The following is a 26,720-nucleotide window of genomic DNA, read 5'->3' on the forward strand; positions in this document are numbered from 1 at the left end:
CGGCTACCCCCTCAGCTGCATGGTGGTGCCGCCCACACGGAATTCATCACCGGGCTCAATCGGGGTAGCACGCGTCAGACGCTCACCGTTAACGTACGTGCCGTTAGTCGAATTCAAATCCTCCAGGAACCAGCGGGACCCCTGCGGGAACAAGCGGGCATGACGACCCGAAGCGTAATCATCCTGCAGAGACACCTCAATATCGTTGGCGCGACCAATCGTGATGGGGTGATTACCCAACTGCATCATGGCGCCAGCCTGTGCACCCTCGGTAATAATCAGCTGCGAGGGGCGCGAGGGCGGGGGTGTGATGTGGGTGGCCTCGGCAGAAGCCTCCACCGGCACGGCACGGTAGTTCTTACCCAGACCCAAATCGCGACGTGCTGCGGAAACCACCAGGAACACGAAGAACCAGATGAGTGCCAAGAACGCGTAGCGAAGAATAGTGACGGTTAGTTCGGACGCCATTAACGGGCACCTCCGGTAGAACTATGGAAGATGATGCGGGTATTACCCATACGAAGGAGCGAACCGTTGGTCAGCACCACAGGAGAACGAAGCGGAGCACCGTTAACCAGGGTTCCGTTCGTAGATCCCAAATCGGTGGCGATGATGGCGCCGTCATGCGCCGACAGCTTCACGTGACGACGGGAAACGCCCTTATCATCCAAGCGCAAATCAGACTCCGAACCACGACCCAACGTGAAGGGCAGACGGTTAATCGGGTACATGCGCCCGTTAATCTCCAGGAAAAGACGGGGAGCTGCCGCTGCAGGAGCAGCGGGGGACGCCGGGGCGCCGTGAGCGCCCTGCCGAGCATACCCACCCTGACCGCTATGCGGGATGCGCGAGAGACGAGAGTTCTGCGGCGCCACCGGCTGCTGCAGCTGAGCCGGCTGGACGGGCTGAGGCTGAACGGCCGGCTTCGTAATGCGCGTGGGCAACGAAGACTCCCGAGGCGGGCGCACCGGCGTATAGTTCGCGGCGCCACGCAGAGTGGGGGAGACGGGCGCATCCGGAACCGAGAACGGCTCGAAGGTGGCCACCACCTCAAATTCACCCTCGGCCAGAGAATCAAGAACGTTGAAGGTCACGCGCACCGCACCGATGAGGGTGTACCCCTGGGCGCGCGCGTGGGAGATGGCCAAATCGCACAGTTCCACGGCAAACGGGTTACCCCACTCGCGCACGCGCGGAAAATCGACCGGCGCAAAACGGAGCGTGTAAATATTCGGGGCCATGGTGCGGCCGCCGCCGTCCACGTACGATTCGTCGTCCATCATGATGCGGACGCGGTTGGCGACATCCGCCTTCTCAAAGGTGCCGAAGCCCTTAGAAAAGCCAACGGTGCGGCCGATGCCCTGTTCCAGTTTTCCCAGCTTATCGAAAAACTTCATGCCGCCTCCTTCTCAACGACCAATCCGAGTAGCGACTGCGCTCGCGGCATGCCCTCCAAAAGGCTCAGTTTAACGAGCGTGTCTGTGCGTTAGCTGTGTGTTCTGTGCGTGAACTCACCCGGTTCCATTTTAGGGGATGCACGGGTGAATCAGCCCGGAATCCCTCGTCTCATCTGGGGATTGGGCCGTTAGCGCATGAAAAAATCCCCGGTTCTCTCGAACCGGGGATCACTGGTGCGCGAGGGGGGAGTTGAACCCCCACGCCCTCACGGGCACACGGACCTGAACCGTGCGCGTCTGCCTATTCCGCCACTCGCGCAAGTGTCTTACGGCGTATTACCGCAGGCAACACATACAACTATACGGGGTGTGTGATGCACTGTCCAATCGAAACACTGTGACCTTTGTTACTATATTAGCTGGATGGTCCGCTAACGGGGTGTGAAAGACCCCATCAGCCCAAACATCACACTACTCGGCCCGCTTGGCCGCCTCCAGTTCTCGGTGTGCCGCCTCCGCACGCTCCGTACGAACCCGCAGAATCCACAATAGAGGGCCAAGATACGGCAGAAACAACACCAACAGAAGCCACTTAAGCTTCTGCACCTCAGAAAAATACGGGCTACGATGCACCGTCAACAGACCCCACAGGGCCAAACCAATACCCAGCAGGAAAACCGCGGTCACCACAACATCCACAACGGGCTTCCAGTCCATCACTTCTCCTCACAACGCCTCAAAAGTACCCCGCCTGCGCGCGGCACACCCCACCAGAATACCGGTGCACCCGACACCCACTCACCGAATCGCACCATCCCATCCCACAAGGACGGAATAAGGGCCCGCCCCCGCGCTCAACGGGGACGAGCCCTCACACAAACTCACAATCAGCGGCTCACATCCGGTGAACCACCCCAACGAGCCTAGCGGCCAGCCTTTTTAGCAGCCTTCAACTTGCGACGCTCAGCCGTCTTCGCATCATACTCAGCCCAGAACTCACGAGTCGTCACCACATCCGTGCCGTCCCACGCCGCAAGATTCTTAATCTCCGGAAGATCCGAAGCCCTGAAAATCGGCTCCAAACCAGCCTTACGCTGCGCCTCGTAATTCTTCAGCACCGCAACCACCTTCGGAGTCATTAACAGCACCGCCGTCAGGTTCACCACAACCATGCCGGCATTCAGCATATCCGCGGTCGTCCACACCAAATCCAGCGAAGAAATCGCACCGAAGAACACAAACACCAAAACCAGCACTCGGAAAATCGTCAAAATTGCCTTGTTCTCAGTCACAAAACGCATATTCGACTCGCCGTAGTAGTAGTTACCAATCACGGTCGAGAACGCAAACAAGAAAATCGCGATAGTCAGGAAGTGCACCGCCCAGTCACCGAGCTGCATAGCCAGCGCCGACTGAGTCAGCGAAGCACCATGCGACTTATCGCCATAGGTCGGGTTCGACAGCAACACAATAAACGCAGTCACCGTACACGCCATCATCGTGTCAAAATACACACCCAGAGTCTGCACATAACCCTGCTTCGCCGGGTGGGAAATCGTCGCGGTAGCACCAGCGTTCGGAGCGGTACCCATACCGGCCTCATTCGTCAGCAGACCACGCTTCATACCCCAAATCACGGCACCCATAGTACCGCCGGTCACAAACTCCTTAATACCGAACGCACCCTGGAAAATCATCAACAGCATGTTCGGAACCTCGGTAATGTTCAGTAGAACCACTAGAAGACCCAGCAACAGATACAGCACCGCCATAATCGGAACCAGCCACTCAGTCACCGAAGAAATCGCGCGAATACCACCGAAAATAATAGCCGCAGTCAGCAACACCATGATGACACCCACAACCATGCGGAAGCCCATAGAGTTCGTACCCGACACATTAATACCCAAGGAGTTCGAAGTAGCATCCACCACAGCGTTCGTCTGCACCGCCACAAACACAAACGCATAGGTAATCACAATGAACGCCACGAAGATATAACCCATCCAGCGAGCGTTCAGACCACGCTTCATGTAATACGCGGGACCACCAATATAGGAATCCTTACCGCGCTCCTTATACAGCTGACCCAGCAGAGACTCCGCAAAAGCAGAAGCCGCACCAACAGCCGCAATAACCCACATCCAGAACACAGCACCCGGGCCACCCATAGCAATAGCCAAGGCCACACCCGCAACAGTACCGGTACCCACACGAGAGGCAGCAGAGACCGTAAACGCGCGGAACGAAGAAATGCTCTTCTTACCGTCAGCCTCACGAGCCACCGGGTCACCCAGCACGCGCACCATTTCCTTGATGGAGCGCCACTGCACACCGCGGGTACGAATCGTGATGTACAGACCCGCCGCAATCAGGGCGTAGTAGAGGAAATTACTCCACATCCAGTTCTGCACAGCATCCACGAAGGAAGTTAGCTCTGCAGTCTGCGTATTAATGTCCCCGATGATATTCAGAAGAAAATCCACTCGGCACTCCAATCTAGAAAGCGTGAAAGCCCGCACGTTCACACCGAAGGGCGGGTTACGAGGGGCTTCTCTGCTGGTGATGCGGCATTAAATCCGCGATGCGGGATTCACACCCGCATGATTAGTCATCTCATTGTGGGGGTGACAGGCTTCATTCGGCAACTTAAAAGCGGGGCAGTGCTCAAAATGTAACGAATACTTAATATAGGGCCGGGTTAAACATTCACACCCCGGCGGGCCACAAAGAGGCCACACCGGGGCGGGAACGCAGTACTGCGCCCTAGCCTCGTTGGGACTTCACGAACGCCGCGGTTTCACGAACGGGAACGAAAGCACACCGCGAATCTGCGTCTGAGCTATCAGCATCACAAGACGATCCACCCCCAGGCCCAGACCACCAGTCGGGGGCATACCCGTCTCCAAGGCATACAGGAAGTCCTCATCCACCTCCATCGCCTCCGGATCACCCGCAGCAGCCTTCAGAGACTGTTCCGTCAGACGCTCACGCTGCACGAGGGCATCCGTCAGCTCCGAATAGGCACACCCCATCTCCATGCCATTAATAACCAAATCCCAGCGCTCCGCCAGACCCGGCACACTACGATGCGGAGCCGCAAGCGGGCTCGTTTCCGCCGGGAAATCCGTGTAGAACGTCGGCTCCACGGTGACAGCCTCCACCAGCTCGCCGTACAGCTCCTCAATGATGGCGCCCGGCCCCATACCCTCGTGGACGCGCACCCCGTGACGCTGCGCAAGAGCCAGAAGCTCCTCAAAATCCGTCTGCAGGTCGACGCGGCGGCCCAACGCCTCTGACAGAGCATCACACACCGAAATCACACGCCAGGGACCCGAAACATCCGTCAGCACACGCTCCGACGAAGACTTGGGGCCCAGCGGCAACTGAACCGTACCGAACGCAGCCCGCGCGGCATCCTTGATAAGCCGCTCGGTCAGCTGACGCATCTGCACGTAATCGGCATGGGGGCGGTACGCCTCCAACACCGTGAACTCCGGGTTGTGAGTTGCATCCGCACCCTCGTTGCGGAAATCCCGGCCCAGCTCGTACACCGGGCCGCTACCACCAACCACCAGACGCTTGAGATACAGCTCAGGGGCGATACGTAGCGTCAGGTCCTCGCCGTAGGCATTGATATAGGTGCGGAAGGGGCGTGCGCTCGCCCCGCCATGCACTGTGTGCAGGATGGGAGTCTCAACCTCGAGGAAGCCTTCAGTATCCAGGCGTGTGCGCAAGGCCTTGATAACCGCCGTGCGTAGGCGCAGGTTGCGCATCTGGTCAGGATTCACAATCAGGTCGGTCGAGCGTCGGCGCAGGCGGGCCTCGGGGTCGGTGAAGGAGTCGAAGGGGATGGGATGCAGGCTCTTAGCGGCCATGCGCCACCCGGAGGCGATGAGTGAGAGGGTGCCCGTGCGGCTCGTGCCGTAGGTGCCGATGACCTCGATGAGGTCACCGGTATCGAGGGCTCGGGAGGCAAGGTTCAAGAGCTTCTCGCCAACGAGCTTGCGTTCTAGGATGACCTGCAGGGTTTGACCTGCCTCGAAAAGCACGACAAAGAGAACTCCGCCATGGTCGCGTAAAGCGCGGACACGGCCTGAAACTATATATTCTTTTCCTGGAATATTTTGGTGAGAGAATATATCGAGGGCCTCAGGCACGCTGAGCACTATGGCAGAGCCACCCCAACCGCGAGTTTCAGCAACATCCTCACCCTCGATAGGATACGGATTCATGCCAGCATCGCGTAGCTCCTGCAGATGGCGCAAACGATGCTGCGTCTGCTGGCTCCGCGGCACCTGTGGATGCTCCTCAACGCGCACCTGCTGCATCTCGCGCAAAAGAACCAGCTCGCCCTCGCTCAGCGTGCGATGCTCCTCCCGCGAACGTCGAGCAGACAAGTCCGGCAGGAAGCCCTCCGCCACGCCCGCCGCAACCGCCACGTTCACCAGCGCCAGCGTCGGCTCACACGCCAAAAACCGAGGCACCCAACGCGGAGAAAACTTCAAATTGAAGCGGTACAGGCGACGCAACTGCAAGAAACGATCCAACACACCCAAAGACCGGGAAGCAAAACGATTCCACGCCGAGGCACCCACCCGGTCGGCCGCAGCAAACACCTGACCGAACATCGCGAAATTCAGGGACACCCTGCGCGCACCAAGCGAAGCGGCCTGCTCCATGAGAGAGGCCACCATAAACTCCACCACCCCGTTGGGAGCTTCGGGGGAGCGGCGCATGACATCCAAAGAGAGCCCGGTAGGACCCCAAGGCACGAAAGACAGCAGGGCAACCATACGGCCCTCACCATCGTGAGCCGACACCAGAACCGTGGACTGATCCGCCGGATCATTAACGCGGTTCAGGGCCATAGAGAAGCCGCGCTCCACACGACCGTGCCGCCACGCCTCAATATTGTGCTGAACCTGCTGCTTCTGATCCTCGTTGAGCTCCGAGTAGCGGCGAATCTGCACGCCGTACCCGCCACGACGCACGCGCTGAACGGCCTGACGCACCGCGAGCATCGAGGTGTCATTGAGAGTGAATCGGTCGGTCTCGAGCACCGCCTCCTCACCCATCTGAAACACGCTCAGCCCCGCGCGACTATAAGCACGAGCCCCAGCCTCACTGACGCTCAGAGCCGCCGGAACCCAACCGTAGCTACGGGCCTGCAGCATCCAACGTTCGATGACGTCCTGCCAAGCGCGCGGATCACCCACAGGGTCGCTGGAAGCCAGGCACACAGAACCCACCGAGCGGTAAGTGATAGCCGCCCTGCGATCGGAAGAGAAAATCACCTGCTTGTCGCGGCGAGTCGCGAAGTAGGAGAGGGAATCGTTCGTGCCGTAGTGCTGCAATAGGGCGCGAATCTGCAATTCTTTCTCGCCGTCCCATTCGTCGGGGGCGCGGTACCCGCGGGCCAACTGGTAGAGGGCCAGCACAAGGAAGAGACCATCGCCAACAGAAGCGATAAAGCCCACGACATCGGCGGACCACAAGCCCGGATGCATACGCTCGATACCCAGCCCGTGCAGTAGCAATTCCCATGCGGAGACGTGGCGCAACTCAGGCCACCAGCCCACCTGGCAGAGATACCACAGAGCGAGAGTCGTCAGTGCGATACCGCCTACCGCGGTCGCCAAAGCCCCGGCCCAGGAGAGGCGTCCCACACGCGCGGGGAACGCCGAGCGAATCGTCACAAGGAACGGGACCAGCAGGATCGCGCACAGAATCGAGAGCGTATCGATACTCGATGAGAAGAGCCGGTCCTTGGGCATGATACCGGCGGGGAAAAGGAACGTGAAAGCACCGTGCGAGGCCAGGAACGCACCGAAAATCTGGAAAGCAACGACAACGTAGAGAGCGGCACGCTTACGAGCGATAAGCCCGGAAACCACCACGATCAGGGTGATGGCGCTGGGCAGAGTGTGCGTAGACGGGATGTTGAGCAGGTCAGCTATGACCTCCCACCAGGTAAACCCGCGGCCGTGGCGTAACGGCGAGAGAATCCACGCGAACGAGGTGAGAATCGCGGCAAACGAGTACACCCCGATCACCCAGCGTGCCGAAATTTCCGCATACCGGGAAGGGGCGGCGAGCTTCTGCCTCCTGAGGCCTCCTGCGCGGTGGTGTCCGCCTCCCTCCGCTACGTATTCCGCACGTTCCGCGGGGCTGTCCGCCGTGTGGCGGTCTCTGTGGAGAGTGCGGTTTTCGGTGGTTTCGATGCGGTGAGACATGGTTATCTTCAGCTGGGAATCGGGGTGTAGTGGGTGAGTGTTTAAGCCTTCGGCTCGGTCTTCGGCTCGCGGTATGTGCCCTCGAAGACGTCGGGAATACCGTTGTCGTCGGCGTCGACGCTTTCCTTCTCGGCCAGGGCGCGGTAGTGCTTATTGCGGCGTGAGAGAATCAGGGATCCGATGATGGCTGCGAGGATGGAGCCGAAGAGAATCGCAATCTTGGCGTCTTCGGTGTGCGGGGAACCGTGCGGGAAGGACAGTTCGGCGACCAGTAGGGACACGGTGAAGCCGATACCTCCGGTGGTGGCCAGGCCGACCACATCGATCCAGGCGACGTCGGGGTCGAGGTTGGCGTTCTTGAGTCGAGTGACGAGCCAAGTGGTGCCGAAAATACCGATGGTCTTACCGAGCACGAGTGCGAGCATGATGCCCACGGCCACAGAATCGGTGAGCGCGCGGTGCAGGCCGTCGAAGCCACCAAGGTCCACGCCGGCGCTGAAGAACGCGAAGACGGGAACGCAAATGCCGGTGGAGAGGGGGCGGAAGCGGTGCTCGAGTACCTCGGCTAGGCCGTGCTCTGCGCGGGCGGCCTTGGAGCGGGCCGTCATCTTGACGGGTACGCAGAATCCCAGAATCACGCCGGAGATGGTTGCGTGAATACCGGACTCAAGGAAGAGCGCCCAGGTGATGATGCCCAGTGGTAGCAGCAGTAGCCACGCGGCCAGGGGCTTGAGGTGAAGCATAGTTTCGCCGCGGTGGGCGATGAACGTGAAGAGCGCGATGGGAATCAGCGCGATGAGCAGGTACGCGCCGTGGAAGTTGTTCGTGTAGAAGATTGCGATGATGAAGATTGCGATGAGGTCATCGACCACCGCCAGGGTCAGCAGGAAGACGCGCATCGCCGAGGGGAGGAAGGTACCAACGGCGGCGAGTACGGACACGGCGAAGGCGATGTCGGTGGCGGTGGGGATTGCCCAACCGTGCAACGCGGTGGGGCTACCGAAGTTGATGGCCGTGTAGATGATGGCGGGGGTGATGACGCCGCCGAAGGCCGCCGCGATGGGTACAATCGCGGTGGAGGGCGACTTGAGGTCGCCAATCACGAACTCCTTCTTGAGCTCCAGGCCGGTGAGGAAGAAGAAGACCACGAGCAGACCGTCTGCGGCCCATGTGCCCCCGCTCATCTGCAGGTGTTTGAACCCGGGGATGTCGGGGCCGAGCACGGTGTCACGCACTCCGAAGTAGAGGGTGGATGCGGGGGTGTTGGCTAGAACGACCGCCAGGACCGTGGCGATGAGTAGGATGATACCGCCGACGGATTCGGCGCGCAGGATGTCTGCGACGCGGCGCGAGTTGCTGTATGAGCCGCGGCTGAGGGTGTCCGGGTGTGCTGGGGTGTTGGTCATGCTCTTCTCCTCTTTCTGCCGCGGGATTCCGTGGTATCTAAGGCATTAAGTGTACCCGTGGCTGTGGTGGTATTCGAGTACCGGGGTGCTTTCTCTTAGCTCTCGGACGGTGTTGTGGTGACGCTTCGGGGTACCTATGGGTGTGGTGGGTTTCTTTCGGTGTTTCTTTAAACGTATAGCGTTCCGCCGTCTCAACCCGGTTATGGGGAGGCAGCGGAACGCTATGAGAGGTGGCGGCTTAGCTACGGGCCGTGTTGTGGAGGATTAGGCGCCTGCACCTGCGATGGCGGGTGCGCCGGACTCCTGGCCGTGGTCGTCTGCCAGCTCGCGTGCGACGTAGTTTTCGAGATCGAAGAGGTTGCCGTTTGCGCGCTTCACAACGGTCACGAGGGTTTCCATGGTGGCGACTTCCTCAACCTGTTCCTTCAGGAACCAGAGGATGAACTGCTCGCCCAGTGCGTAGTTCTCAGCGCGTGCTGCGGAGAACAGCGCCTCGATCTGGCCGGTGACGACCTTCTCCTGTGCCAGGGACATGTCGACGATCTCCTGGACGTTTTCGAAGTCGTTCTTGACAGCGGGGACGGCGGGGATTTCGACCTTGTGGCCGCGGTCCAGCTTGTACTGAACCATCATAAGGGCGTGCTCGCGCTCTTCGAGGGACTGGCGGTAGAAGAACTTGGCCAGCTGGGGCAGGTCTTCAGCGTCGAGCCAGATGGCCATGGAGAGGTACTGGTGGGATGCTGCGAACTCGTGGCCGATCTGCTCGCTCAGCAGGTCGTAGAAAGACTTGGACATTGGGTTTCTCCTTATTTGCTTGTGGGCGCCGGGTGGCGCGGTGCAATCTGCTGGCATCTATCGTATGGGATGTTTTGGTGTTGTTGCAGGCAGAATAGGCTAATCGGCGGCGGCCGTGAGGTGAACCTGATGGTGTGTCACCGCCGGCCTTAGCGGGATGCATGGTGTACCCTCAGCCGCGGTGGGGTGGGATGGTGCAGTTCCGCGGTATAGCGGGGCGTAGCCGGGTATGGGGTGGATGCATCGGGCCGCTATTTCTGGATTCATGTGGGGAAACTGAGGCCCTATCAGCGGTTTTTGCGGGGCGTTCTTAAATCTTCGATGATGAGAAAAATTTATAAAAATTACGTGGAATCTCTGTGTGGAGACCCTGCATGGAGCCCCGTAGTAGTACTGTGGGGTATTCGTTCTGGCGTATCTGAAGGGCGCGGGCTTGAACCGGGCGCACCGTTAAAGAGGTGCACGCCTCCTTCCGAGCGGCTGTTGATGTCGGGCTCGGTAGGGGCGTGCTCGTTTTGTCGTGAAGAGTGTATTTGTTCGAATGTGCTGCCGGTGGCGTTTAGCTTTCGGGGTACTCTCCACGTTTTAAGGCGTCGATGGAGATGACGTTTGAGGGGGTGTTGCCCAGGACGGCTTCGCCGATCTCTGCAAGTTGTTTGACCTGTCGGTGGGTAAGGTGGTCGAAAATCTGGCGGCGTACCTCCGCGACGTGGCCGGGGGCTACTTCCTGTACCTTCTTTTGGCCGGCCGGTAGGAGGTGGCAGATACTGACGCGGCGATCTTCCGTGCTGAGGGAGCGGCGCACGTAGCCGTCCTTTTCGAGGCGGGCCACCACGCGGGAGAGGCGTGCGGGGAGGGTATTTGTGGTGATGGCTAGCTCGGTCATGGTCAGGGAGAGATCGTCTGACTCGGAGAGCATTGCGAGCACCATGTATTCGACGAAGCTGATGCCGGCCTCGTTCTGTAGTTGGTTCTCGAGGCGGCGGGTGAGGTTGAAGATGATGGAGCTGATGAAGAGCCAGCCCTCACGTTCTTCGGCGGAGAGCCAGCGCGGAGGCTCATGGTCTGCAGTGCCGTCTGGGTGCTGCGGTGTGGTCGGTGTGGACACGGAATCGGTTCCTCTTTTATCGGGTAGGAACTCTCCGGGGGAGAGAAATGCGGTGTGGTTGGCACCCATTGTAGCGAAGTGACAACCGCTCAAGGTTGAAATTGGTACGGTCAAGTAATGCTTGACACTTTAGTGCTAATTTTTCAAAGGGTGCTACGGTTATCGATTTGCGAGCATCTAGTGCAAAAACAGTAAACTGCATAGTGACACAGGACACTTACTAAAAGATTTCCACCGCAAGTATAAACGAGAATGACTCAAAAATCATCTTCGGCTAACCCGGTGAATTCCGCGGAATATCAAGGGTTTTAGGGGTGTTGGTGAAAATTCTGGAGAGTGCAAAGAAGTTGCCCCAAGTGAAAAATAACGAAACGATAACAAATTTTTTAAAAAAATCCCGGTTTTGGGTTTGCAGACGTTATGAAACCGTGTACACTAGTTACATAACGGGGTCGAAGGAAGCCTCCGAGGCGAGACCGGAAGCTCGCTTCGATAGGTTCGACTCTCTATTTATCGGTGATTGTCGTCGGTGTACGAGCAACTCGTATTTCTACCGACGGATGTGCGGTGCGGATGCAGTTCGTGGTTGGGCTGCATTCCGTACCGTATCTTTTTAATCGTGTATCTCTATCACTCACTCAAGAGCATCCCACTGCGGATGCTCTTTTCTTTTGCCCTCTTTTCGTGCCCCAAGGCTGGTGTTGGCGGAAATTGTGGTTCCTGACGGTTCCTGATGGGGGATTTATGGTCCGGAATTTGGCCCCCGGGTGACGAGAGGATATTTCTCTCGCTCTCTCCTCCGATCTTTTCGGGAATCGAGTTATCCACAGGGGTTTTCCACAGTGTGGAGAACTTACACGCGTGTGATTCTCGCTCCTGATGTAGAAGGTTCGGCGCGCTGTAAAAACTTAGTGTGGCGGAGAGATTCTTGTAATTACAGGCTTCTATGTTCATTAAAACCGAGGGGAAATTCTTAAACCGAAAGGTTTCTCGCCTTTAAATCCGCGGATACAGATTTTCTCCACAGCTGTGGATAACCCTGTGCACTTAATCCACCGCCTCCACCCTGCAGTCCCAAAAATCGTGAAGAGGCGTCATGAGAGGTCACATACTTTGGCTGGGAGCGAGGGGCCTCGGTGCAATGTAATCCCCTGCCTATCCCCTTAAAAGAAGGTTATCCACAGAAGTTTTCCACAGTGTGGAGAACTTACATCCCTGTTATTCACAAGGATGCATACCCCGGTATTTCGCGGCAAAAGGTCGTGTTAGTACCTTTCACCACCCGCGGAGGCCAAGTTTTCCACAGTAGGGTGGAAAACCCTGCGTACAGAAATCCACAGGCGGGGGAGAGGCGTATCAGGCGACGGTACGGCAAAAAATCGTTACAAGTAAAGCAAAGGCGACGCTGGTAACCTGTTAAGTAGCCCATGAATCCTAATGAAAGGCATACACCATGGCTGAAAAGTACACCCTCCCCGAGCTCCCCTACGACTACGCGGCGCTCGAGCCCCACATCTCCGCAAAGATCATGGAGCTGCACCACGACAAGCACCACGCAGCATACGTTGCAGGCGCTAACGCAGCTCTCGAGCAGCTGGAAGAGGCGCGCGAGAACGGTGCATACGGCAACGTCTCCAAGCTCTCCAAGGACCTGGCATTCAACCTGGGTGGCCACACCAACCACTCCATCTTCTGGAACAACCTGTCCCCCGAGGGCGGCGACAAGCCGACCGGCGAGCTGGCAGCAGCAATCGACGAGTTCTTCGGTTCCTTCGATAAGTTCCGCGAGCACTTCACCAGCGTTGCACTGAGCATTCAGGGCTCCGGCTGGGCAATCCTCGCATGGGACACCGTCGGCAAGCGCCTCATCATTGAGCAGCTCTACGATCAGCAGGGCAACATCTCCGTTGCACTGATTCCCGTTCTGCAGCTGGACATGTGGGAGCACGCATTCTACCTGGACTACCAGAACGTCAAGGGCGACTACGTCAAGGCATTCTGGAACATTGTGAACTGGGCTGACGTTCAGGCTCGCTTCGAGCGCGCAGTGTCCCAGACCAAGGGCCTGGTCCTCTAATCTAGAGTTTTCGCCAGCGCGGTGACGTAGCCGCGGTGAGATTACTGAAACGGGTGCCCGGCGCCTCCTGAAGTGGAGGTGCTGGGCACCCGTTCGTTAAGCCCTGAACCACGTGGCGCGTTAGAGAACGTGAGACTCTAGATGGCTACCGTGTGGTATACCGAGCCGCGGCGTCCCGAACGCGCTTTTTGCTCTACTAAACCTCGTTGGATTAGCTTGGGCATCGCGTACCGCACCTGCCGTGCAGTCAACTGGGTGCTTTCCACAATGTCGGCGACTGTAGCTGGTCCGCGGGTCAAAGCAGCGTATACCTGGGATTCCGTGGGGGACAAATTTTCTGGTATCTCAGCATGCTGAGGAGCAGAGGATACCCCCATTGTGCTCGTAGGCTGCGTGTCATCGGCAGAGCGGTAGATGATGACACGCACCTGTATACCCTCGTCGATAATATGCGCCTTACGCAATCCAGCATCAACCAGGGCCTGTTGCGCAGCGAGGATACCGCCGCCTTCGCCCTCGATAAGTCGATGACCGTCACTGAGACGAACATTCTGGCAGATAGCATAGAGCGCCTCGTTTACAGCCGCGGGGCGATGCACGAGGCCTACCTGACTCGGCAGGATACCCCAAAAACCGCCGGGGCTGATGATTTCAATACGCCCGCGTTTGATAAAGATCTGTATAAATTTCCCTGAAGCATCTTGTTCGTAACTACGGTGGACGAGTGCGTTGGCCACAAATTCACGGAGAGCTACCAGGGGGATTTCTGGCTGATCGATGAGCCCAGCGCCATTGGGAACTGTTACGGTGCGGTTCTTAATGTTGCGCATAAGCCATGCAAGGGTATCTTCAAGCATGGCGGGAATAGGGCCTTCGCTTCGAAAACGGTCATCATTGCGGGTTGTTCCGCTTGTAGATACTATGCCAATAACGCTCGCCCCGGAATAAAACTGCTGAGGGTAGTCACCCAGAGCGCACAACCCAGCCAAGGTTAAATGATTATCTGCCGCTAGTACATTGCGTTTATACAAAATTTCTTGGTCAGAGCTTTGGTGTAAACGGGCTGAGGAGAGACGTACCTGGTGCAGGAAGCCCTGGGTGTAGGACTTGTCTAAATCATCAATGGACGTATTAGGAATGCTTTGTAGGTCATTGTGTGGTTTATGACGTTGGGCGTACATCAGACTTAGTGCGTAACTATCCATCGGATAGTCACCATCCCCAAGCCGTTGGTAGGCTATATTACCTTTGAAACAGGGGCGTTCCTGAACCGGCAACCCTGGAACAGACACAATAAGTAGCCGATGGTCATCCAGGACCATGTCACTGGTTTCTACTGCAATTTTTGGTTTGAGATTCTGTGCAGCATCAATAATTTTTGCTCGTAAGTCTTCGACGTCATAGACACCTACTGGAGCGAAATCTTGGGATTCATCCACGCCGCATATAATCGCGCCTCCGTCTGGACGATTAGCAAAGCTGCAGATAGTTTCGGCAATGGAGGAGGGGTAACCCAAGTGGGCTGACTTAACTTCCACAGTCAGGCTGTCCCTGCCTAGAAGTCGTAGCTCATTGAGCGTTTGTGTTAGTTCTTCAGGCGTGTACATGTGCATATTGTAATTCCTGGAGTGACATTTTGGATTTCAATGCGGAATATTAGTTACAAATGAGGGCGATTTTTGTGACAAAGATGTCACTATTGGCGATGATTTGTCATGTCAATAGGAGGCGGTCTGCAAAGTTGGGCGAATGTATGTTGGCTGTTGCTATGGAGGGTGCCCGGCACCTCCTGAAGTGGAGGTGCTGGGCACCCGTCTCTTTAACGGCTTAATCGGGATGCGCCCGTAGTTTTAAGCGTGCTGATGTAACAACTGGAATGTGAAACTTACAAATGTGGAGGTTTTGAGTGACAAAATGTAACTCTCCAGCGGATCTTGTCACTCAAAATGTAAAGTTCACACAGGAGTACATGCACGATTGCCACGTAACTTTGTCCTAGATAGCACTCTGGATACTTATTTCCTGTCTTAGATATACAGCGGAACCCTAGAGTGCCAGCGTGCGGTCAATGCGGATGCGGCGGCAGAAGTCCTCATCGTGGCTCACCACGATGAGCGCACCGGTATAGGCTTCGAGCGCCTGCACCAGCCAATCCACCGAGGAAATATCGAGGTTATTCGTTGGTTCATCCAGCATGAGTAGCTGTGGCACCGGATCCGCCAGAAGTACCTGCGCCACTGCTGCGCGGAACCGCTCACCACCGGAGAGCTCGCCGGTCTTGTGGTGCACGCTCTCGCGGCGGAAAAGCAGGCGCGCCAGCTGGTCGCGCAGGTGCTGTTCACTCACTCCGGGGTTCGACTGCTGCACGCACTGTAGGAGGGTGAGTTTCGGGTCCAAGCTAATGCGTTGCGGAATGTACGCCTCCTCGATGCAGTAATCCACGCGGTAGGCAGGCTGCACGGGGGAGTGGTACTCCGGGTCTTTTGCGTGGGCGATGGCTTCGAGGAGGGTGGTCTTGCCACTACCGTTCGCACCGGTGATGCGCAGGTGCTCGGGGCCGCTAAGAATCAGGTGTTCGGGGTGCTCCGCCGGGGTTCCCTGCTGGTTCTCGCTATCAACCCCGGTGGGCGAAAAATGCAGAGAATCAACCTCAGTAGGTTGCCAAACCGTAAATGTTTCACGTGAAACCTGCTGAGGGTTAGTCCCGCGAGAATCAATAGGGCGAGAGCCAACCCTGCGAAGCTCCAGCACCTTGCGCCCCGCCGGCAGTGGCCGCTGGCTGAGCTCGACGTAAATTTTCTCCTGAACGCGGACCTCATCCTGAGCGCTTTGGTATGCCTCCCGGGCTTGCTCCTGCTTGCCGATGCGCAGCCCGCGAAGCTTCGCCGCCGCCTGACGTGAGGCATCCTTTGCCAGGTCTAGAATCGTATCCGGCTGGTCGTCCTTCCACACGTGCGCCATGTTCCTCGAGATAATCTCCTGTGCCTGCACCCACTCGCGATGCGCCGAACGCACCCGGTTTTTTGCCTCGCTCACGCGACGCTGAGCCGCCTGCTGCTCGGTCTCCAGCGCCTGCCGGTACGCACTGTAATTACCCTCGAAGAGACGCAGGTGGGACACCCCTTGCCGGTCGGCGTGAAGCTCCGCAATCACGTGCATGCGCTCCAGCAGGTCGCGGTCGTGGCTAATAATGAGCGCCGGGCAGGGGAACGCCTCCAGGGTTTCGAAAAACTGAGCCTTCGCCGCAGAGTCCAGATTGTTGGTTGGTTCATCCAACAGAATGAACTCGGGATCGGAAACCATGAGCGAGGCAAGCGCGGCGATGACCGCCTCGCCGCCCGAGAAGCTGCGCATATCGCGGGCGAAGAGTGCTCGGATGGCCTCTGGACTATCGCGGTCCACTTGAGTTGCCGGGGTGAACCCGTAGGCGGCCAGGGTGGTGAGGATGCGCTCCTCAACATCCCAGTTATCTCCGATGGTCTCGTAGAGTTTGGGGGAGTACTCGCCGGATTCCACCGCCTGCAATGCCTGCAGAATCTTGGCGATTCCGCAGAGCTCGGCGAGAGTTTGGCCCCGCCCCAGCCCCAAATCCTGCGGCAGGTGCGCCATGCGCTCCGGCGCCACTACAGACCCGGAGTCCGGGGCCAATTCACCTAAAATCAACCTCATGAGGGTGGTTTTACCGCAACCGTTATCGCCAATAAGGCCGGTCAGAGGTGCCGAAAACACCGCCGACAGGTCGCTGAAGAGTGTGGGTTCGCTCGGGTGCGCATACGAAATATGGTCAAGTGTAATGTGGCGTGACATGAGCCGAATTCCTTCGAGTAGGTGCTCGGGCTCCCTCAATCGCCGGCGCAATAGCTCTGCGGAGAGTATGGGAAGAAAGTCGCCTTCAAAGGGCATGAAAAAACCCGAGCATAACGGTGGATGTACCTGTGCCCGGGTGCGTGCGCGTTGATGGAAATACGCAGAGAAATGGAAATGCGCAGGAAAATATGCCTGCGCAAATAGCTGCGTGAGCGCGCGAAAATTCTGTGGGTCCGGGCTTATGCTCGGTGGGTCATTTCTTTGATGCCTCCTAGATTCCGAAGAACACCCCGGTCACACCTTGGGTGGCTTCGGTCAAACAATGCATTCAGCTCCGCAGGCTACCTCTGCAACGAGGTGGCAGTAAAAGGGAGCTGAGGACTCCAGTGTAGGGAACGTGCGGGCGGCGGGTCAAGCATCCTCCCGCAGAACCGCTTGACAAGGGAAGATGCAATTCAAGAAGGCGCACAAAGAAGGGCGGCACCACCCGGCGCCACCCCTCTTCGAGAGTCTAAAATTTGCGCGTAAACCGCGCGTGAGCCGCGCGAAACGTTCTTACGCCTCGTGGCGCTCGCGGTACATGCCCAGCGGGCCCGCATCCGCGTACGCCTGCGCATCGTTGTAACGGTACAGGCGCGGCGGGCGGTGACGGGTGCCCTCCACACGACGGCCGGTGTCAATAATCGACTTTGACGCCGCAATCTGGCGGCGGAAGTTCGCCGGATCCAGGGTGCGGCCCAGAATCGCCTCGTACACCTCACGCAACTGTGCCAGGGTGAACTCCTCGCCCAGGAAGGAGTGCGCAATACGCGAATACTCAACCTTATTCTGCAGGCGGTAGAGCGCGTACTCAATAATTTCGTTGTGATCGAAGGCCAGCTCGGGCAACTCGTCTACCGGGAACCACTGAATGTTCTCATGCACGCGAGTGTTCGCCACCTCAGTGGCGGGAATCGATGCCCAGTACACCACAGACACCACACGCTCGTGATCGGCAGTGGGGGAAGGAACCGGGGCGCCGTTCAGACGGGCCGTGCGTGCCTCAGGGGCGCGCAGAACGTCACCAAATGCGTAGAGCTGCTCCAGGTAGCCGGGCTCCAGATTGGTGGCGCGCTTCAGGGTAAAGCCAGCCGCCTCCTCCAGGGAGAGAGTCGGCTTGAGAGGGCCACCGGGTAACGCCCACTGGCCCTTATAAGGCTCGCGGAGGCGGCGAACCAGCGGTAGCCACAGGGTCGGATGGGTCTCATTTTCCTTGGGACGCAAAGCTAGAATCACGGTTGAAACGGCGAGAGATACGGAAGAGTGGTCCACGTCGTTGTGCTCTTCAACGGCGGCTACGCCGGGAAGAGGCTGAGATGCGATGCTCATTCAGGCCTCCTGTGCGAATGGGTATCGATAGGTGTGCATACTCTACCTATTTTAAGGGGTGAGTGAAGTAAAAACGTGCCTCAGAGGCGGTGAGGGTGGAAAACGTGCACCATCTGCAGAATGTCAAGGAAAAAAGTTCAGGTGCGGCACGCGCGAAAGCGCCCCTCCGGACTGTCCATAAGAACAGTGCGGAGGGGCGCCTCAGAGTCTAACTATGCAGAGCTTAACTGTGCAGTATGAAGTACAGAGCCAGGCTTGCGGGGTCGGTATGCAGACTAGTCAATCTGCAGTTCGCCCATGGCGTCCCAGCCTTCGCCCTCAACCACGCGGGAAACAATCTTCGGGGTTGCTGACAGCAACGGACGCATATCCTTCATGGCCTGCTGGAAGTGCTCGGAGTTCACGTGCGGGCCGGCGGCATCATCGTTGAAAGCTTCGAGTAGAACGAACTCGTTCGGGTCCTCGATGCTGCGGGACCACTCGAAGAACTTGTTACCCTCCTCGGCGCGGGTAGCCTCGGTGAAGGCGCGGGTGGTCTCAATCCACTGGTCTGCGTATTCGGGCTTGACGGGGAACTTCACGGCAATAAAGATCATGGGAACTCCTTGGTTAAGGGTGGTTATGTGTCACTTCAGTTTAAACCCGCGGTGCCTGTCAGCGCCCGGGCGCTGGTTGGGCCGGCCATACGTGCGGGGGCCGTTACCCGGCGGCAACCGCGGCTTTGAGAACCTGCAGTGCGCGTTCCAGCGCCGCGCGGTCGGACGTCAGTATGTCGGCGGTCTGCGCGCTGGTGGTGGCGCCCCCAAAGGCTGCGTTGTAGTACATGCCGTCGCCCAGAAGTAGCACGGCGCGGGCGATGTGCTCGTCACCGAGCTCGGCGAGGATGAGTGAATGCCAGCCTTCCTGTACACGGGCCAGGGTGCGCTGGGCGAGCTCATTGTTATTCTGTGCCAGGCGGCTGAGGGCGATGAGGGCACGGTCGAAGGGGTTGTTACTCGGGATGGAAGAGTTGATGTAGTAGGCGCTTGCCCCTTCGGGTGCCTGTGCCATGGTGTCGAAGTCTTCTTCTGCCAGGGTGACGGTGCGTTCGGCGAGTGCCTCAAGCAGTGCCTTCTTGGAGGAGAAATGGTAGAGCAGTCCGCCCTTGGAGACCTTCGCGGCGGTGGCGACGGCGTCGAGGGTGGCGGCGCGTTCTCCGGTGTGAATCAGTAGGTTGACGTAGGTGTCGAGGATGTGCTCGCGGGAGTTGTTGGCGCGCTGTTTGCGGTGGTTGGGGGTGATCATGGGTACCAGTCTAACCGTTTGAAACTATACCGTCCAGTTGGTATAGTTAATCTTCGTTTGTGGACCCGCCCGGATATCTGAAACCTCCGGGTAAGCCTCAAAACCTCACTAAAAGAACTAGACCAAAAGATAGACCGAGCTGATGCCTCCGCGTCCACTGCATCAACCGAAACCTTATAGACGCACGAAAACAACCCATGACAGATTACAACCCGCACACCTCGGCTCTGCCCATCCATGCCCCCGACCAGAAAGCAAAGCGCTGGGCCGCCCTCGGCGTGCTCATGCTTCCGGTGCTCCTGGTTTCCATCGACAACACGGTGCTCGCCTTCGCCGTGCCCGCCATCGCTAAAGCGTTGAGCCCCTCCTCCGCGGAACAGCTGTGGATTGTTGACTCTTACCCGCTGGTGCTCTCCGCCCTGCTCGTGCCTATGGGCACTATTGGTGACCGCATCGGCCGCCGTAAGCTGTTGCTCATTGGTTCGACCGGCTTCGCGGTCATCTCCGCGCTCGCGGCGTTCGCGCCCTCCGCGCTGATGCTTGTGGTTGCCCGTGCCCTGGTCGGTATTTTCGGTGCCATGCTCATGCCGGCAACCCTGTCGATTATTCGCAACATTTTCGTGGATGCGAACGAGCGCCGAACCGCTATTGCTGTGTGGGCAGGTGGCTTCTCCGCCGGTGCGGCGCTGGGCCCGATTGTGGGTGGCTTCCTGCTGGAGCACTTCGATTGGGGTTCGGTGTTCCTGCTGGCAGTACCGATTCTGATTCCTCTGCTGATTCTTGCCCCGATTATAGTTCCCGAGTCGAAGGACCCGAACCCCAGCCCGGTGGACCCGCTGAGTATCCTGCTGATTATGGTTGGCATGACCGGCATTACCTTCGGCCTGACTCACACCTCCGAAAGCGGTTTCGACGCGGTCGCTATCGGCTCGATTCTGGTGGGCCTGATCTTTATCGCCCTGTTCGTGCTACGCCAGCTCAACCGTGAAAAGAACGATATTCAGCCCATGCTGGATGTGCGTCTCTTCCGCAACACCGTGTTCACCGGTGCGATTACCGCAAACCTCGTTTCGATGATGGTGGATGTCGGCTTCATCTACTTCGTCTCCCAGCACCTGCAGCTGGTCTCAGGCCTGGCACCCATGTACGCCGGTATCCTGATGATTCCCGGCACCATTGCGACTATCATCGCTGGCCTGGTGATTGTGCGCGTCGCGCCTCACTTCCACCCGGCGCAGATTGTGTCCTTTGGTTTGCTGCTGAATGGTGCCGCGTTTGCGGTGCTCTCTGTCCTTGGCGCGCACAGCGACGCGGTCATTATCCTGATCTTCATCGTGCTCGGTACCGGTATCGGTATTTCCCAGACCATCTCGAACGACCTGATGCTCTCTAGCGTACCGCCGCGTAAGGCGGGTGCGGCATCTGCGATTTCTGAGACCTCCTACGAGATGGGTGCGGTGCTCGGTACCGTCATCATCGGTGGTATGCTCACCGCCGTCTACCGCGCGAACGTGGTCGTACCCTCCGGTCTGGATGAGTCTCTCACCAACCACGCCCACGAAACCCTCGGCGGTGCCGTGACGGTTGCAAGCCACGTGGGCGGTGAGCAGGCAAACCAGCTGCTCTCCTCCGCGTTCGCCGCCTTCGACTCCGGCGTGGTGTCTAGCTCCGCGTTCAGCGCCGCGCTCATGGGTGTTATGGCTGTTATCAGCTACCTTATGATTCGCAAGGCACCCCGTGAGATGAAGCCCGCTGAGCACTAAACCACATATTGCACCCGTTCGTCATGGGTCCGCCGCCCGCCTCGGCCTTCTTCGGAAACCGGCGCGGGCGGCGCTGCATTACCCGGCTGTGCCACCCCAGCGTGCGGATTCCCAGACCAGGCCCAGCCGGTCACAGGTGCGGGTGGTACGGTAGAACCCAGAAGATATTGCACCCGAGGCAACGCCCGGGCCGTGCTTACACGGCACCATGAGCGACCGACCCCCGGTACACGCGTTCAATGAGAAAGGCCCGCATGGGACTCAAAGACTGGATAGCACCCTTCATCACCCTGCTAATCGGTGCCAGCACCATCTTCATCTCCTATAAAAACTACCAGGCGCAGGCGGCAGCAAAACCCTCCGAACTGGCACGACTGGAGCTGTGGAGTAAACTCCTCAACGAAGCCGGCATGGAAATCAGCACCCTGCCGCCCACCGACGAACTGACCTCCGACCAGCGCGTCGTCCTAGAGAACTACCGGGTCTTCCTCAAGCGTGCCTCCCTCGAATCGAAACTGCGTAAGGTCGGCATCGACAGCAACCGCATCTTCAGCCTGCTCATGAAGCGCGCCCACTCCTCAGTCAAACCCACCCCCATCCAGATGGGCGACTCGATTAGCTACTACCGCCTGATTCTGCGTGCCCTGCTGTACATTTGGGTACCGCTGGCCGTGGTGTTCATCGGCGTGCCCATCATCGTGGTCACCATCGCCTACCTGGTGGGTCTCTTCACAAACCACCGTGGCGAATGGACCGAGTACGCTCTCTCTCCGCTGGCCGTTGTGCTTCTCGTCCTGGGTGTGGCCGCCGTGGGCGTCCTCATCTTCCTGCAGAACCGCGTCATCTCGGCCATTATCGCGAACAACGTGTACTTCTACTTCTGGGACATTTACGGCTCCAAGAAGAACTCCCGCGACTCGGCCCACGCCTACAGCGAGCGCCTGGCGGCTAAAACCTACGCCGACCAGCTGTTCCTCGGCCAGCAGGAGTTCGCCCAGCAATTCCGCGAAAACATGTACATGGCCGGTATTCAGGAGATTGACGAGTACCCGCGCGTGCTCAGCGATAGCGTGATGCTGCCGCACAACTACCGCGTGGTCAAGACGTACGAAGAGGAGGACCGCATCGACCGCTTCGTAAACTGGGTGCGCTCCAAGATTGGCTTCGAAAAACTAAACCCCCGCGTCATCTACTCCCTGGAACGCAAAGACCAGGCACAGAAGAACCCGAACGAGCAGGTAGTGCTGGCCGGAGATGAGGCCCCGGAACGGCCCGCAAAGCGGTTCCGCCGCCGCGCCCGCAACGAGACCGAACCCGCCGAGGCGAAGGACGCTAAGACTGCGGACGTTGAGACGGTTGAGGCGCATAAGGCCGGAGGGAAGGCAGAAGGCACGCACGCCTCCGAGACAAAACCCGACGAAAAGAACGACGCGAAGCCCGAACGAGCAGAAACCGAAAAAACCGCCAAATCCACCGCCGAAAAGCCTGGTGACAACAACTCCACCACCAATAACCCCGCGGACAAAAACACCACCGCAGACAATACAGACAATCTTGACACCCCCGAACACCACTCGGCCTAAACGCCAGCGGGGAAACAAGAAAAGGGTCGCAGCTTACGGTGCACCAATGAACCGTAAGCGTACGACCCTTTTCTTTACCCTTCGAGGGCAGGCAGAATCGGAGGTACCACCCACCCAAGAAGAGCTAAATGATGCGCCCCTCCACCAGCAGTAGAGGTTGCCTTATAGAAGAACCCGCTGAACGGGTCGGCAGAGCGCCTGGTAGAGGGCGCATCACGCTATAGAATATGCCTCCCCTAAGGGGGATAATTCGCTCGTCGGGTGGAATCTACCCTCTCCCACCCGGCGAGCGAACGATGGAGATACTTCTAGCATACTGAAAATATCCCCTCCGAAATCCTTCGCTCGGTGATTCTTTACACCACGAGGAACCTCGGGTAGCGGTATATGAGCTTACCGCAGTCTATGCCGCAACCTCGGGGTTACGGGAAATAACAACCTTCACCACGTTGTGCTCAGCGGCGTGGGTGAACAGGTCGTAGGCTTCCTCGAACTGGTCGAAAGTGAAGTGGTGGGTTGCCATCGCCTTAGCGTTCAGGCGACCCGAGCGGACCATGTTCAGCAGGTTACCGACAGTGTTGCAGTTGACCAGACCCATGTTGATGCTCACGTTCGAAATCCACATGGTGTTAAGTGGTATCGACGCGAGCGATAACGTCCGTGGGCTCAAGGATGGTGGGGTTCGGGACTTCATCCCAAGCGCCCTTCTGGTCGGGGCCGTGGTACACATACGCCTTCATGATGACTCCTTCGTTGAAGCTCTAATGAGGGTACAGTGGCTGAGTAATCACCGCCTGTATCAACCTATAAGGAATATTTGATAGGTTGTACTTTCATTAAACCCGATATGTTGAATTAAGCGCTTATATTACGCGGAGTGTATCTTTTGGTTCTTTAAACATAAACGTAATTCGATTTAGGTACATAAGACCTGTAGAAAAGCACGAGGCGCACCCCCCAAAAAATGGGGGATGCGCCTCGTGCGTTTAATCAAGAAAAGTTGGGTTGAGCTGGGTTTAATTCTTCAACTGGGCACGCGCTCGCGAACGAATCGCCGTCACCGCCCACACCAACACGAAAGCCGCCACCATCGACAGCACAATCGTGCCACCGGTCGGCAGGTTAAACGCCCAGGACAGGTACAGGCCGACCACCGAACAGATACCGCCAAACACCGGCGAGAACACCATCATCGACCCCAGTCGGCGGCAGGCCAGTCGCGCAGCCGACGCCGGAATCACCAGAAGCGCCAACACCAGCACATTACCGAGCGTCTGCAAACCCAGCACCACAGAAATGGTCACCAGAACGTACAGCACAATATCCAGGGCGAGCACCGGCAGGCCCATCGCGCGAGCACTCTCACGGTCCAGGCTGACCGTCACAACCTGACGGTGGAACAGCCACAACACCAGTAGGATCACGGCACCCATAATCGCGGCATTAGTAATGTCCTCATTCGAAACACCCACAATTGAGCCGAACAAGAAATCCTGCACCGACCCCGAATAGCCAGGCGCCAAAGAAATAATCACAATACCCAACGCAAAAGATGCCGCAAAGAAAATACCAATCACGGAATCCTCACGCAGCCGCTGATTCTGACTAAAAATAGCCACCAGAATAGCCGTCACCACGCCCGCGGCCAGGCCACCCACCATCAGGTTGCCGCCCAGCACGAACGCCACCGCAAGACCCGGGAACACCGAGTGAGCCACCGCATCGCCAATGAAGACCATGCCGCGCATCAGCACATGGCAACCCACCACACCGGTAACCACCGACGCGAGCAGTACCGCCGCCAGGGCGCGCGGAAGGAACGCCAGCGACGGGTTGAACAGGTCGGCAATAAAATCGAGAGGAGTAATCAACGGGCACCCCCGGTAGAAACAGAATCAGCGTGGGCGGGGGAAGAAGCGCAGGAATCCGGCAGCTCGTGGCCGTACTCATCCAACGCACGACCGGCACAGGTGAAGCCCGTGCGGGCGTGACCCTGCGCCTCCTCAATGTCGTGACCGTGCAACCACGTATGCAGCTGCTCCAGACTAAAGGACGCTGCCGGGCCATCCAGGTGAATATTGCCGCGCACGCCGCACAGACGCGAACAGGACTCGCGCGCCGCCAGCATGTCGTGCGTGGACATCAGAATCGTGATGCCCTCGTCCGCCAACTCACGGTACAGGCGGGTCAGAGTGGTCTGAGTCGGGGCGTCCACGCCCGTGAACGGCTCGTCCAGCAACAGCAGGGAGGGGCCGGCCGCCAGCGCGCGCGCAAGTAGCACCCTCTGCCGCTGGCCACCGGAAAGCTCAGCGATGGAGGCGTCCTGCAGGTGCAGAACATCGGTGCGTTCCATCGCCGAAAAAACCTGCACCCAGTCCTTCTTCGCCGGGCGGCGGAAGAACCCAATCTCACGCACGCGGCCGGTCATCACCGTGTCCTTGACGGTCAGCGGAAAATCCCACTGGAACTGGTGCTTCTGCGGCACGTAACCGATGTGCGCACGCGCCGCGCGGGGCGATTTACCCAACACGCGAACCTGGCCGGACGCCGGGCGAATCAGACCCAAAATGGTACGCAACAGCGTGGTCTTACCGGCGCCATTAGCACCAATCAGACCCGCAAACTCGCCCCGCTCCAAGGTCAGGGACAGATCCTTGAGGATGGAACGGCGCGCGTAGCCGGCGTACAGGTTTGAAATTTCGAGGACGGGCTCAGTGCTCGCTGCCTTAGCGCCCGAGGTTACCGACGCGCTCACGAACGGTCACCGCGCACTTCATCCAGTGCCTCACGCTGCGCGGAGGAGCGGCGACGGAACGAAAGGAACGCGCCCACGGCAATCACAGCTGCCACGCCTGCGGCAATAGCACCCCAGGAAATCGTGAACTCAGCACGGAAACCGCTCTGGTCACTCGCCGCGGCGGCAGACGAAGAACCGGACGCCTGCGCGCCGGATGCCTGAGAAGTAGAAGAAGCCGAACCCGAGGATGCAGAACCCGCCGAACCGCGCGCCTGCGCCTCCATCGCGTACAGGGTATCGGCGCTCGCAGAATCACCCACCGCAAACTTCAGGTAGCGGGTATCGGAAACAGTCGAGCCGTCAGAGAGCTCGGCGCTCGCGGTGATCTTCAACAGGTACTCACCGGGGGCGGTGAACACCCAGTTCGCGTGGGTGTGAGTGTTCTTCTCAACCCACAGCTTCTGCGGCTCACTCTTGGTCGAGGACCACAGCACCTGCGGTGCCGAGAAGTTGCCGTTCTCCAGGTACAGGCTGAATGTGCCGGGGCCGCTCACCTGCTCCAGGGTCAGGTTCACGCCGCGGTTCAGTTTGGACACCAGCTGCGGATCCTGCGTGTTCCAACCGGGCCAAATCACGCCCTTAGTTTCGGTCTGCGGAATCACGTACACCTTCGAGCCGGCGGGCGCGCCCACGAAGGAGTAGCGCGGGTCGTTCGGCACCTCAAGGATCGCCTTATCGCTACCGCGGTAGATGACCTCGTCCAGGCTACGCCAGACGGGGCTCTCGCCGTGGTCGTCGTGGAGCATGAGCTCAAACTTGCCGTTGTTGAAGCGCGGGCCCATATCCACGTGGCCGGCGGAGATTTCGGTGCGGCCGGATGCGACCGGCTGCTCCGCCGACAGGGTCTGGGTGAGGGCGCGCTCGCCGCGGCTCAGGTTGCTGTCGCTCGGCTGTGCGGAGGTGCTCTCGGTGGTTGCTGGGCTGGTCTCCGCGTGGGCCACACCCAGGGGTGCGAGCATGAGGCTGGCGCCCAGAACCAGAGCGGACAGGCTACGAGAAGAGCGGGTGGTTGAGTTCATCATGAGGACTTCCTTGAATCATGACCGAAACTGTGTATGAAAGATTATCTATATACTGATATGGCTATATTAGCTTGCGA

The 26,720-nt window shown here is 58.5% G+C and carries 20 protein-coding genes and 1 tRNA gene; 3 read left to right on the forward strand and 18 right to left on the reverse strand.

Going from position 1 to position 26,720, the window contains the following annotated elements; translation table 11 throughout:
- Positions 1-3 precede the first annotated feature (3 nt).
- The 9 genes from JX292_RS05655 to JX292_RS05695 all read right to left on the reverse strand — a co-directional run bounded on the left by JX292_RS05655 (position 4) and on the right by JX292_RS05695 (position 10,942).
- Positions 4-468, reverse strand: a complete 465-nt coding sequence (locus JX292_RS05655; protein WP_204862392.1) for an FHA domain-containing protein FhaB/FipA — start codon at positions 466-468, stop codon at positions 4-6.
- Positions 468-1,397, reverse strand: a complete 930-nt coding sequence (locus JX292_RS05660; RefSeq protein WP_204862393.1) for an FhaA domain-containing protein — start codon at positions 1,395-1,397, stop codon at positions 468-470. Before JX292_RS05660 ends, JX292_RS05655 begins: the two co-directional genes overlap by 1 nt.
- 232 nt (positions 1,398-1,629) lie before the next feature.
- Positions 1,630-1,716, reverse strand: a tRNA-Leu gene (locus JX292_RS05665).
- 152 nt (positions 1,717-1,868) lie between these two features.
- The gene (locus JX292_RS05670; protein ID WP_204862395.1) at positions 1,869-2,114 is read right to left on the reverse strand and encodes a PLDc N-terminal domain-containing protein; all 246 of its coding nucleotides are present in this window, start codon (positions 2,112-2,114) and stop codon (positions 1,869-1,871) included.
- A 206-nt stretch (positions 2,115-2,320) separates the two neighbouring features.
- Positions 2,321-3,883 carry an alanine/glycine:cation symporter family protein gene (locus JX292_RS05675; RefSeq protein WP_204862396.1) on the reverse strand — a complete coding sequence of 521 codons (1,563 nt, stop codon included), beginning with the start codon at positions 3,881-3,883 and terminating at the stop codon, positions 2,321-2,323.
- Positions 3,884-4,180: 297 nt separating this feature from the next.
- Positions 4,181-7,633: a bifunctional lysylphosphatidylglycerol synthetase/lysine--tRNA ligase LysX gene (gene lysX / locus JX292_RS05680; RefSeq protein ID WP_204862400.1), complete on the reverse strand. Its 3,453-nt coding sequence runs from the start codon at positions 7,631-7,633 to the stop codon at positions 4,181-4,183.
- 41 nt (positions 7,634-7,674) lie between these two features.
- Positions 7,675-9,039 (reverse strand): Na+/H+ antiporter NhaA, encoded by a 1,365-nt coding sequence (nhaA, locus tag JX292_RS05685; protein ID WP_204862402.1) that lies wholly within the window; start codon positions 9,037-9,039, stop codon positions 7,675-7,677.
- Positions 9,040-9,303: 264 nt separating this feature from the next.
- Complete coding sequence (locus tag JX292_RS05690; protein ID WP_204862404.1) at positions 9,304-9,834, reverse strand: ferritin; 531 nt, start codon at positions 9,832-9,834, stop codon at positions 9,304-9,306.
- Positions 9,835-10,393: 559 nt separating this feature from the next.
- Complete coding sequence (locus JX292_RS05695) at positions 10,394-10,942, reverse strand: MarR family winged helix-turn-helix transcriptional regulator (protein ID WP_204862414.1); 549 nt, start codon at positions 10,940-10,942, stop codon at positions 10,394-10,396.
- Between the two features lie 1,453 nt (positions 10,943-12,395).
- Between JX292_RS05695 and JX292_RS05700 the strand changes: the two genes are divergently transcribed.
- On the forward strand, positions 12,396-13,019 hold the full coding sequence (locus JX292_RS05700) for a superoxide dismutase (protein WP_049333763.1): 624 nt from the start codon (positions 12,396-12,398) through the stop codon (positions 13,017-13,019).
- A 137-nt stretch (positions 13,020-13,156) separates the two neighbouring features.
- Here JX292_RS05700 and JX292_RS05705 read toward each other — a convergent pair whose 3' ends face one another.
- The 5 genes from JX292_RS05705 to JX292_RS05725 form a co-directional block, all read right to left on the reverse strand.
- On the reverse strand, positions 13,157-14,626 hold the full coding sequence (locus JX292_RS05705; RefSeq protein WP_204862416.1) for an ATP-binding protein: 1,470 nt from the start codon (positions 14,624-14,626) through the stop codon (positions 13,157-13,159).
- A 439-nt stretch (positions 14,627-15,065) separates the two neighbouring features.
- Positions 15,066-16,826, reverse strand: coding sequence for an ATP-binding cassette domain-containing protein (locus JX292_RS05710; protein WP_204862417.1), 1,761 nt, complete (start codon positions 16,824-16,826; stop codon positions 15,066-15,068).
- 555 nt (positions 16,827-17,381) lie between these two features.
- On the reverse strand, positions 17,382-18,194 hold the full coding sequence (locus JX292_RS05715) for an NUDIX hydrolase (protein ID WP_204862419.1): 813 nt from the start codon (positions 18,192-18,194) through the stop codon (positions 17,382-17,384).
- Between the two features lie 275 nt (positions 18,195-18,469).
- Positions 18,470-18,790: a putative quinol monooxygenase gene (locus tag JX292_RS05720; protein WP_204862421.1), complete on the reverse strand. Its 321-nt coding sequence runs from the start codon at positions 18,788-18,790 to the stop codon at positions 18,470-18,472.
- A gap of 103 nt (positions 18,791-18,893) precedes the next feature.
- Entirely contained in the window at positions 18,894-19,478 is a 585-nt protein-coding gene (locus JX292_RS05725) for a TetR/AcrR family transcriptional regulator (RefSeq protein WP_204862423.1), read from the reverse strand.
- Between the two features lie 197 nt (positions 19,479-19,675).
- Between JX292_RS05725 and JX292_RS05730 the strand changes: the two genes are divergently transcribed.
- A complete protein-coding gene (locus JX292_RS05730) occupies positions 19,676-21,241 on the forward strand; it encodes an MFS transporter (protein WP_204862425.1) in 1,566 nt (521 codons plus the stop codon).
- 254 nt (positions 21,242-21,495) lie between these two features.
- The gene (locus tag JX292_RS05735) at positions 21,496-22,824 is read left to right on the forward strand and encodes a CoA-disulfide reductase (protein ID WP_239653661.1); all 1,329 of its coding nucleotides are present in this window, start codon (positions 21,496-21,498) and stop codon (positions 22,822-22,824) included.
- A gap of 403 nt (positions 22,825-23,227) precedes the next feature.
- On the opposite strand, the gene JX292_RS05740 is transcribed toward JX292_RS05735, so the two are convergent.
- The 4 genes from JX292_RS05740 to JX292_RS05755 all read right to left on the reverse strand — a co-directional run bounded on the left by JX292_RS05740 (position 23,228) and on the right by JX292_RS05755 (position 26,643).
- Positions 23,228-23,434, reverse strand: a complete 207-nt coding sequence (locus tag JX292_RS05740) for a hypothetical protein (protein ID WP_239653662.1) — start codon at positions 23,432-23,434, stop codon at positions 23,228-23,230.
- A gap of 406 nt (positions 23,435-23,840) precedes the next feature.
- On the reverse strand, positions 23,841-24,695 hold the full coding sequence (locus tag JX292_RS05745; RefSeq protein WP_204862427.1) for an anchored repeat-type ABC transporter permease subunit: 855 nt from the start codon (positions 24,693-24,695) through the stop codon (positions 23,841-23,843).
- Positions 24,692-25,579 (reverse strand): metal ABC transporter ATP-binding protein, encoded by an 888-nt coding sequence (locus JX292_RS05750; RefSeq protein WP_204862429.1) that lies wholly within the window; start codon positions 25,577-25,579, stop codon positions 24,692-24,694. The genes JX292_RS05745 and JX292_RS05750 overlap by 4 nt, the downstream gene beginning before the upstream one ends.
- The gene (locus JX292_RS05755) at positions 25,576-26,643 is read right to left on the reverse strand and encodes a choice-of-anchor M domain-containing protein (RefSeq protein ID WP_204862431.1); all 1,068 of its coding nucleotides are present in this window, start codon (positions 26,641-26,643) and stop codon (positions 25,576-25,578) included. The genes JX292_RS05750 and JX292_RS05755 overlap by 4 nt, the downstream gene beginning before the upstream one ends.
- Positions 26,644-26,720: the final 77 nt, after the last annotated feature.

The organism is Rothia mucilaginosa (assembly GCF_901875305.1).
Lineage (GTDB): Bacteria > Actinomycetota > Actinomycetes > Actinomycetales > Micrococcaceae > Rothia.